This window comes from Phytohabitans aurantiacus, from assembly GCF_027923225.1.
Lineage (GTDB): Bacteria > Actinomycetota > Actinomycetes > Mycobacteriales > Micromonosporaceae > Phytohabitans > Phytohabitans aurantiacus.
In genome coordinates this window covers 19,443-28,419 of record NZ_BSDI01000079.1, presented here as the reverse complement: position 1 = coordinate 28,419, position 8,977 = coordinate 19,443, and the positions used below count along the sequence as shown (strand labels likewise).

At 70.9% G+C, this 8,977-nt stretch carries 9 protein-coding genes; 7 read left to right on the top strand and 2 right to left on the bottom strand.

What is annotated here, in order from left to right:
* Positions 1-172: 172 nt before the first annotated feature.
* Positions 173-2,329, bottom strand: a complete 2,157-nt coding sequence (locus tag QMG73_RS42480; protein WP_281905298.1) for an elongation factor G-like protein EF-G2 — start codon at positions 2,327-2,329, stop codon at positions 173-175.
* 126 nt (positions 2,330-2,455) lie between these two features.
* On the opposite strand from QMG73_RS42480, the gene pgsA reads away from it, so the two are divergent.
* The 7 genes from pgsA to QMG73_RS42445 are packed head-to-tail and all read left to right on the top strand — an operon-like array spanning position 2,456 to position 7,997.
* Complete coding sequence (pgsA, locus tag QMG73_RS42475; RefSeq protein WP_281905297.1) at positions 2,456-3,073, top strand: phosphatidylinositol phosphate synthase; 618 nt, start codon at positions 2,456-2,458, stop codon at positions 3,071-3,073.
* The gene (locus QMG73_RS42470; RefSeq protein WP_281905295.1) at positions 3,070-3,987 is read left to right on the top strand and encodes a phosphatidylinositol mannoside acyltransferase; all 918 of its coding nucleotides are present in this window, start codon (positions 3,070-3,072) and stop codon (positions 3,985-3,987) included. The genes pgsA and QMG73_RS42470 overlap by 4 nt, the downstream gene beginning before the upstream one ends.
* Before the next feature lie 13 nt (positions 3,988-4,000).
* Positions 4,001-5,137, top strand: a complete 1,137-nt coding sequence (locus QMG73_RS42465; RefSeq protein WP_281905293.1) for a glycosyltransferase family 4 protein — start codon at positions 4,001-4,003, stop codon at positions 5,135-5,137.
* Positions 5,138-5,148: 11 nt separating this feature from the next.
* Positions 5,149-5,664 (top strand): hypothetical protein, encoded by a 516-nt coding sequence (locus QMG73_RS42460; RefSeq protein ID WP_281905290.1) that lies wholly within the window; start codon positions 5,149-5,151, stop codon positions 5,662-5,664.
* A 50-nt stretch (positions 5,665-5,714) separates the two neighbouring features.
* Positions 5,715-6,638, top strand: a complete 924-nt coding sequence (gene pdxS, locus QMG73_RS42455; RefSeq protein WP_281905289.1) for a pyridoxal 5'-phosphate synthase lyase subunit PdxS — start codon at positions 5,715-5,717, stop codon at positions 6,636-6,638.
* Entirely contained in the window at positions 6,635-7,234 is a 600-nt protein-coding gene (gene pdxT, locus QMG73_RS42450) for a pyridoxal 5'-phosphate synthase glutaminase subunit PdxT (protein ID WP_281905288.1), read from the top strand. The genes pdxS and pdxT overlap by 4 nt, the downstream gene beginning before the upstream one ends.
* 10 nt (positions 7,235-7,244) lie before the next feature.
* Positions 7,245-7,997, top strand: coding sequence for a YebC/PmpR family DNA-binding transcriptional regulator (locus QMG73_RS42445; protein WP_281905286.1), 753 nt, complete (start codon positions 7,245-7,247; stop codon positions 7,995-7,997).
* 176 nt (positions 7,998-8,173) lie between these two features.
* On the opposite strand, the gene QMG73_RS42440 is transcribed toward QMG73_RS42445, so the two are convergent.
* Positions 8,174-8,902 carry a TetR/AcrR family transcriptional regulator gene (locus QMG73_RS42440; protein WP_281905285.1) on the bottom strand — a complete coding sequence of 243 codons (729 nt, stop codon included), beginning with the start codon at positions 8,900-8,902 and terminating at the stop codon, positions 8,174-8,176.
* Positions 8,903-8,977: the final 75 nt, after the last annotated feature.

The following is an 8,977-nucleotide window of genomic DNA, read 5'->3' as shown; positions in this document are numbered from 1 at the left end:
ACCCCACTACCCGGCCGCAACTCTCCCACCTGACCCACACATCAGACAGGAGAGCCGTGCATTCGCCCTTGATCGACGGGGAGAGCGCGCCGCGCGCGGCGTGCGGGCAGGCGCGGAGAGGGCCCGCGAGCGGCGCGCGCGGCCCCAACGCCGCGCGCGAGCCGCGGAGCTGTTAGGAGGCGTGTTCTTTGCGGATGGCTTCGGCCAGGTGGGAGGGCATCGGGTCGTGTCTTGCGAAGGTGCGGCTGAACGTGCCGGCGCCGCTCGTCATCGACCTCAGCTCGACCGCGTACCGCACCAGCTCCGTCGCCGGGACCTCGGCGCGGACGAGGGTGCGCTCGCCGCCCGCCGGGTCGGGCTCGGTGCCGAGTACGCGGCCGCGGCGCCCGGACAGGTCGCTCATCACGGAACCGACGAACGAGTCTGGTACCCGGATGGTGATCTCGTCGACCGGTTCGAGGAGCTGGATCTGGCCCTTTTCGGCCGCCTCGCGCAACGCTAGCGCCCCCGCCGTCTGGAACGCGGCGTCGGACGAGTCGACGCTGTGCGCCTTGCCGTCGTAGAGCGTCACCCGCAGGTCGACCAGCGGGTACCCGGCGACGAGCCCGCGTTCCATCTGGGCGCGCACGCCCTTCTCCACCGACGGGATGTAGTTGTGCGGCACCACGCCACCGACGATTTTGTCGACGAACTCGAAGCCGGCGCCGCGGGGCAGCGGCTCGACCCGGATGTCGCAGACGGCGTACTGGCCGTGGCCGCCGGACTGCTTCACGTGCCGCCCGTGCCCGGCCGATTGTGCGGCGAACGTCTCGCGCAGCGCCACCCGCACCGGCTCGGTCTCCAATTCGACACCGCCCGCGCGGAGCCGGTCGAGCACCACGTCGGCGTGCGCCTCGCCCATGCACCACAGGACGAGCTGGTGGGTCTCGGGGTTGCGCTCCAGCCGCATGGTCGGGTCGCCCGCGACGAGGCGGCCCAGGTTTTTGGCCAGCGCGTCTTCGTCGGCGCGGGTTTTGGCGACGATCGCGACCGGCAGCAGCGGCTCGGGCATCACCCAGGGCTCGACGAGCAGCGGGTTGTCCTTGGCGGAGATCGTGTCGCCGGTCTCCGCGCTGCCCGACTTGGTGATCGCGCAGATGTCGCCGGCGACGCAGTACGGCACCTCGCGCAGGCTGGCTCCCAGCGGCGAGTAGATGTGCGCGATGCGCTCGTCGTTGTCGTGGTCGGGGTGGCCGCGCTCTTCCATGCCGTGCCCGGACACGTGCACGACTGCTTCCGGGCGCAGCGTGCCGGAGAACACCCGGACGAGTGAAACCCGGCCGACGTGGCGGTCGATGGTGGTCTTGACGACCTCGGCGACGAGCGGGCCGTCGGCGTCGCAGGTGAGCGGCGGCTGGGGGGAGCCGTCGACGCCGGTGACGGCGGGCAGGTCGTGTTCGAGCGGGGTGGGGAACGCCGCGGTGAGCAACTCCAGCAGGGCGTCGAGGCCGACCTGGGTCTCCGCGCAGACAGGTACGACGGGGTAGAAGTGGCCGCGGGCGACCGCCTTCTCCAGGTCGTCGATGAGAATCTGGGTCTCGATCTCCTCGCCGCCCAGGTAGCGGTCCATGAGGGTCTCGTCTTCGCTCTCCGCGATGATGCCCTCGATGAGCTCGTTGCGGGCCTCGTCGATCGCGGGCAGGTGCTCGGGGTCCGGTTCGCGCACGTCGGGCGGGTACCCGTTCGTGTAGTCGAAGACCCGCCTGGTGATCAGCCCCATCAGGCCGACCGTGGACTCGCCGTCGTCGCCGAGCATCGGCAGGTACAGCGGAAGCACATTGTCTCCGAACACCCGCTGGCACAGCGCGACCGTCTCGTCGAAGTCGGCGCGCTGGTGGTCCAGGCGCGTGACCGCGACGGCGCGCGGCATGCCGACGGCGGCGCACTCCTCCCAGAGCGCGGCCGTGGCCGCGTCCATGCCGTCGACGGCGGAGACCACGAACAGCGCGGCGTCCGCGGCGCGGAGGCCGGCGCGCAGTTCACCGACGAAGTCGGCGTATCCGGGACTGTCGAGCAGGTTGACCTTGATGTCGTTGTGGACGACGGGAGCGCAGGCCAGGCTCACCGAGCGCTGTTGCTTGACCGCGGCGGGGTCGTGGTCGCTGACCGTGGTGCCTTCGGTCACCGAGCCCGCTCGGGAGACCGTGCCGGTCGCGGCGAGCAGCGCCTCGACCAGGGTGGTCTTGCCAGCACCCGAGTGCCCGACCAGCACCACGTTGCGTACCCTGCCGGGGGTTTCCACCACCGGCGCGGGGCCGGTGACTCCCTTCTCCTGACTCTTCTGCGCCATCCGGCTAACCTCCCTGGGACGGTACGTGAGCTACCTCACGTTCACCTTTCGATCCCACACCCGCGACACCCAGTACACAAGCCTGACGCGGGAAGTGATGAGCCGACCGCTATCGTGAGAGCCGCCATGGCGAAGATCTTCCGCGTGTCCGCTCGCACCGCGCTCAGCAGCGTCGTCGAGCCTATTGCCCGCGCCCTCCTCCGGTTGGGCATCTCTCCGAACGCCGTCACCGTCGCCGGCACCGTCGGCGTACTCGTCGGCGCCGTGGGCTTTGGAGCCCGCGGCCACCTGATCATCGCACTCGCGATCGTCGTCGTGTTCGCGCTCACCGACTTTCTCGACGGCACGATGGCCCGCATGAAGGGCGGCTCGACGAAGTTCGGCGCCTTCCTCGACTCGTCGATGGACCGGGTCGCCGACGCGGGCATCTTCGGCTCGGTCGCGTACTGGCTGGCCACCCAGGACGATCGCTGGGGCATGGTCGCCGCGCTGCTCTGCCTGGCGTCCGGTCAGGTCGTCTCCTACGTGAAGGCGCGCGCCGAAGGGCTCGGCATGACCTGCAACGTGGGCATCGCCGAACGGCCGGAGCGGCTGCTCAGCGTCGGTGTCGGCGGCCTGCTCGCCGGCATCGGGCTGGAGTGGGCGCTGCCGGCGGCGCTCTGGATCCTGGCGGTGCTGTCGGTGGTCACGATCGGCCAGCGCGTGGCACACGTCTACAAACAAGCCCAAGTACCGGTCGCATGAACCTGACCGAGGTCGGGTACGCCGCCGGGTGGCGGCTGGTGCGCGCGCTTCCGGAGCCGGTCGCCGCGGCCGCGTTTCGCGCCGGTGCCGACCTCGCCGCACGCCGGGGCGGTCCGGGCACGACCCGCCTGGCGCGCAACCTGCGCCAGGTAGTCGGGCCGGACATGCCCGAGGAGGAGTTCGACGCGCTGGTACGCCGCGCGGTGCGCTCCTACGCCCGGTACTGGATGGAGGCGTTCCGGTTGCCGTCCCGCACCCGCGAGCAGCACCGGCGCGGGTTCGCCCTGGGCGGTGATCACATGCTCGCCGAAAACGTGGCCGCTGGCCGGGGCTCGGTCGTCGCGCTGCCGCACGGCGGCAACTGGGACGCGGCCGGTGCCTGGGTCGCCGCGCAGGGCTGGCCGATCATCACGGTGGCCGAGCGGCTCAAGCCCGAAGGCGTGTACGAGCGGTTCCTGGCGTTCCGGCGTGGGCTGGGCATGGAGATCGTGCCCGCCACCGGCGGCGACCGCGCCCCGATCGACGTGCTCGGCGAGCGCCTCAGCCAAGGGCGTCCCGGCCAGGGCTACGTCGTGCCGCTGCTCGCCGACCGCGACCTGTCGGTCCGAGGCGTCGAGGTGACCTTCTTCGGTGGGCGTACCCGGATGCCGGCCGGCCCAGCGCTGCTGGCCCTCAAGCACGACGCGCCCCTCTACACGGTGGACATGTGGTACGAGCCGGAAGGGCCGCGCGGGGTGCTCCGGGGTCCACTGGCACCGCCGACAGAGGGACCGCTCGACCAGCGCGTGAAGGCGTTCACCCAACAGATAGCCGACAGCCTGGCGGCGGGCATCGCCGAGCACCCGGAAGATTGGCACATGCTCCAGCGGGTCTGGCTCGACACACCGGCGACCGCGCCAGGCCGAGCGGCCTGAGGAGGAGGGGCCCGTGCGCGTCGGCATCGTGTGCCCGTACTCGCTGGACGTCCCCGGTGGCGTGCAGAACCACGTCATCGACCTCGCCGAGGCCCTGATCGCCCTCGGTCACGAGGTCAGCGTGCTGGCGCCGGCCGACGACGACGCGCCCCTGCCCCCGTACGTGGTGCCGGCCGGCCGGTCGGTCCCGTTCCCGTACAACGGCTCGGTGGCCCGGATCAGCTTCGGGCCGGTGTCGACGGCGCGGGTGCGGCGCTGGCTCAACCGGGGCGACTTCGACGTGCTGCACGTGCACGAGCCGTTCGTGCTGAGCCTGTCGATGCTGGCGGTACTGTCCGCGCGCGGCCCGGTGGTGGCGACGTTCCACACCGCGATGACCCGGTCTCGCGCCATGGCAGCGGCTCAGGGCCTCCTCCAACTCGTACTGGAACGCATCACCGCCCGCATCGCGGTCAGCGCCCTGGCCCGCAAGGTGCAGGTCGAGCACATGGCCGGCGGCGCGGTGGAGATCCCGAACGGGGTCGCGGTGGCCAAGTACGCGCAGGCTGAGCCGTTGCCGGGTTGGCCGGGGGAGGGTGGGGCGATCGGGTTCCTCGGCCGGTTCACCGAGCCGCGCAAGGGCTTCGAGTACCTGCGCAGCGCGTACGTGTCGCTGGCCCGGGAGCGGCCGGGGCTGCGGCTGCTGGTCGCCGGGCCGGGCGAGCGGGAGGAACTGCTCGAAGACGTGCCGGCCGACCTGCACAGCCGGGTCGTCTACCTGGGCAAGGTCACCGAGGCGGACAAGGCACGCATGCTGCGCAGCGTCGACGTGTACGTGGCGCCGAACACCGGCGGCGAGTCGTTCGGCATGATCCTGACCGAGGCGATGGCGGCGGGTACGCCGATCGTGGCCAGCGACCTCGACGCGTTCCGCCGGGTGCTCGACGGTGGCCGGGCCGGTGCGCTGGTGCCGGTCGGCGATGCGGAGGCCCTGGAGCGGTGCGTCGGCCAGCTCCTGGACACTCCCGCGCAGCGGGCCGCCCTGGCAGAGCACGCACGCGAGGTGGTCACCGCGTTCGACTGGGCGGTGGTCGCCGGGCACGTGCTGGAGGTGTACGCGACCGCGATCGAGGCCACGGACGGCAGGGTCATCGACGCTGACCCCGGATAAGGACCTCTACTATGCCGAGCATGTGGTGGGTTGCGGGCGCCATCGCCGTGGCGGTGCTGCTGTCCGCGTACCTCATCTGGACGGCAAGCCGGGTCGAGAGGCTGCACATGCGCGCGGCGGCTGCGGCGCGGGCCCTTGACGCGCACCTGCTGAGGCGCGCCGCGGCGGCCGCCGTCGTGGCGGAGGCGCGCGGCGCCGTCGAGCTTTACGCCGCCGCGCGGATCGCGCTCGACGCGGGTCCGGAGGAGCGCGAGGCCGCCGAGAACGACCTCACGCGCCAGCTGCGCGCGACCGAGCCGGACGACGAGGTGCTCGCCGCGAACCGGCGCCTGGCCGTCGCCCGCCAAGTGCACACCGATCTGGTACGTGACGCGCTGTCCGCGCGGCGCCGCCGGCTGGTGCGCCTGTTGCGCATGTCCAGGAGGTACCCGGAACCGGGTTACTTCGACATCGATGATCCGATCCTGTTGGCGGTGCCCGCACCTGCTCGCGCCGCACCGCCCCTGGCCGCCGAGCAGGCCACCTAGGGTGCGATTGGCTGTCGGCAGCCCCTCGTCACGGGGCTAGCATCCGAATCATGGCCGAGATTTCACAGTCCGCTGAAACCGTCACGGGTACATCCCTCACCGGCACCGCCCGCGTCAAGCGCGGCATGGCCGAGATGCTCAAGGGCGGCGTGATCATGGACGTGGTCACACCGGAGCAGGCGAAGATCGCCGAAGACGCCGGCGCGGTCGCGGTGATGGCCCTGGAGCGGGTACCGGCCGACATCCGCGCCCAGGGCGGCGTGTCCCGGATGAGCGACCCCGACATGATCGACGGGATCATCAGCGCGGTCTCCATCCCGGTCATGGCCAAGGCGCGGATCGGCCACTTCGTGGAGGCCCAGGTGCTGCAGGCGCTGGGCGTCGACTACGTCGACGAGTCCGAGGTGCTGACACCGGCCGACTACGCCAACCACATCGACAAGTGGGCGTTCACCGTGCCGTTCGTGTGCGGGGCGACCAACCTGGGCGAGGCGCTGCGCCGGATCACCGAGGGCGCGGCCATGATCCGCTCGAAGGGCGAAGCGGGCACCGGTGACGTTTCGAACGCGACCACTCACATGCGGCAGATCCGGGCGCAGATCAAGCGCCTGACGTCCCTGCCCGACGACGAGCTGTACGTGGCGGCCAAGGAGCTTCAGGCCCCGTACGAGCTGGTCCGCGAGGTGGCGAAGGCCGGCAAGCTGCCCGTCGTGCTCTTCACCGCGGGCGGCATCGCCACCCCGGCCGACGCGGCGATGATGATGCAGCTCGGCGCCGAGGGCGTGTTCGTGGGCTCGGGCATCTTCAAGTCCGGCAACCCGGAGCAGCGGGCGGCCGCGATCGTCAAGGCCACCACGTTCTACGACGACCCCGACGTACTCGCCAAGGTGTCCCGCGGCCTCGGCGAGGCCATGGTCGGCATCAACGTCGACGACATCCCGGTGCCGCACCGCCTGGCGGAGCGCGGCTGGTGAAGGTAGGCGTTCTGGCGCTTCAGGGCGACGTGCGCGAGCACGCGCGTGCCCTGGCGTCGTTCGGTGCTGCTGTCAGTGCTGTCCGCCGGCCGGCCGAGCTCGACGCGGTCGACGCGCTGGTCATCCCCGGCGGCGAGTCGACGACGATGAGCAAGCTCGCCATCGAGTTCGGCATGCTCGACCCGATCCGCAAGCGAATCGCCGGCGGCATGCCCGTGTACGGCTCGTGCGCCGGGATGATCATGCTCGCCGACCGGGTACTCGACGGCCGCCCCGACCAGCAGTCCTTCGGCGGCATCGACGTGACCGTACGGCGGAACGCCTTCGGGCGGCAGGTCGACTCCTTCGAGGGCGCGGTCGTCCTGACGCCCTTCGACGAGCCGTTCCACGCCGTTTTCATCCGCGCTCCCTGGGTCGAAAGCGTCGGTCCGGACGTCGAGGCGCTGGGCCGCGTCACGGACGGTGCGGCCGCCGGTAGGATTGTCGCGGTTCGGCAGGGCAATCTGCTCGCCACCGCTTTCCACCCGGAGTTGACCGGCGACCTCCGCGTCCACCGATACTTCGTGGAGATGGCGCGCGCGGCAGTCGACGGTTAAGGGGGCGTGGATGTCTGGCCACTCCAAGTGGGCGACGACCAAGCACAAGAAGGCGGTCATCGACGCCAAGCGCGGCAAGCTCTTCGCCCGTCTGATCAAAAACGTCGAGGTGGCCGCCCGCACCGGCGGCGGCGACCCCGCCGGCAACCCGACCCTCTTCGACGCCATCCAGAAGGCCAAGAAGAGCTCGGTGCCCAACGACAACATCGACCGCGCCGTCAAGCGCGGCTCCGGCCTCGAAGCCGGTGGCGCCGACTACCAGACCGTCATGTACGAGGGGTACGGGCCGAACGGCGTCGCCATCCTCATCGAGTGCCTCACCGACAACCGCAACCGCGCCGCGACCGAGGTGCGCACCGCCCTCACCCGCAACGGCGGCTCGCTGGCCGACGCCGGCTCGGTGGCGTACATGTTCTCGCGCAAGGGCACCATCCTCGTGCCGAGGGCCGACGGGCTCTCCGAGGATGACGTGCTGCTGGCGGTGCTCGACGCCGGTGCCGAAGAGGTCAACGACCTGGGCGAGTCCTTCGAGGTCATCACCGACCCGTCCGAACTGGTCGTGGTGCGCACCGCTCTGCAAGACGCGGGTATCGAGTACGAGTCGGCCGAGTCCGGCTTCGTGCCCTCGGTGAGCGTGCCCCTCGACGAAGAAGGCGCCCGCAAGATCTTCAAGCTGATCGACGTGCTCGAAGACTGCGACGACGTCCAGAACGTCTTCGCCAACTTCGACATCTCCGACGAGGTAATGGCCGCCGTCGGCTAGCCCGTCCCTTGGGCCCCGTCTCGTCCCCACCTCCCAGCCCACTTCGCCGCCGATCAAGGGCAAATGCACGCGGTTGGATCTCATTTCCGCGTGCATTCGCCCTTGATCGGCGCGCTGGGCGTGGCGACACGCCGTGCGAGGCCTGGCCTGGGGCGGACGCGCGCGGACGCGGTGCCCTATGGGGCTGGAGGGGTGGGGAGGCCGGCTGCTTCGGCGGCTAGGCGGAGCTGGCCGAGGAAGAGGGCGTCGCGGGCTTCGGGGGTCATCCAGTCGAAGTGGCCGTTGGCTTCCAGCGACGTGAACCCGTGCAGTGACGCCCACGCGTGCAGCATGGCCTGGAAGTGCTGTGGCCCCACGCTGACCTTGGTGTGCGCCTCCTTGGTGCGCGCGCACTGCTCCACCGCGGGGTGGACGTCGCGGATGCGCGGCGGGTCGAGTCGTCCGGCGTGGAGGGCCTCGACGAAAAGCGACGACAGTTGGGCCATCGCGCGCCCCGCCGCCTCGCTGGTGCTGCCGTCGGCCGGTGCGGCGTAGTCGGGCAGCGGCAGGCCGAGGATCAGCGCGAACTGCTGCGGCTCGCTGTGGGCCCACTGCCGGTACGCCTGTGCGGCGGCGACGAATCCGCCCGCGATGTCACCGTCTGGCACCTGGGCCCGCGCGTGCGCGACCGCAGAGCCGAGCGCCTCGTACGCGTCTGTGATGAGGGCGCTGATCAGTTCGTCGCGATCGGCGAAGTACCGGTACAGCGCGGGCGGTGTCATGTCCATCACACGGGCGATGTCGGCGAACCGCACCGCCGCCGGCCCGCCTTCGCGCATGAGGCCGAGGGCGGTCTGCTTGATCTCGCCGATCGTGGCTGCTCGCGCCCGTTCGCGGCGGGGAGCCGGCCGCGTGGTCGGGCTCATGGTTCCTCCAAATGTAAGCACTCCGTTAAGCATCGTTACAGACGTGAAGGCCCTTGACAAGTGACGGGCCATCGT

Excerpts from the sequence above, each read along its gene's own strand:
- pdxS (WP_281905289.1), top strand. The coding sequence starts at position 5,715 with ATGGCCGAGATTTCACAGTCCGCTGAAACCGTCACGGGTACATCCCTC.
- QMG73_RS42460 (WP_281905290.1), top strand. The coding sequence starts at position 5,149 with ATGCCGAGCATGTGGTGGGTTGCGGGCGCCATCGCCGTGGCGGTGCTG.
- QMG73_RS42445 (WP_281905286.1), top strand. The coding sequence starts at position 7,245 with ATGTCTGGCCACTCCAAGTGGGCGACGACCAAGCACAAGAAGGCGGTC.
- QMG73_RS42470 (WP_281905295.1), top strand. The coding sequence starts at position 3,070 with ATGAACCTGACCGAGGTCGGGTACGCCGCCGGGTGGCGGCTGGTGCGC.
- QMG73_RS42480 (WP_281905298.1), bottom strand. The coding sequence starts at position 2,329 with ATGGCGCAGAAGAGTCAGGAGAAGGGAGTCACCGGCCCCGCGCCGGTG.
- pgsA (WP_281905297.1), top strand. The coding sequence starts at position 2,456 with ATGGCGAAGATCTTCCGCGTGTCCGCTCGCACCGCGCTCAGCAGCGTC.
- QMG73_RS42440 (WP_281905285.1), bottom strand. The coding sequence starts at position 8,902 with ATGAGCCCGACCACGCGGCCGGCTCCCCGCCGCGAACGGGCGCGAGCA.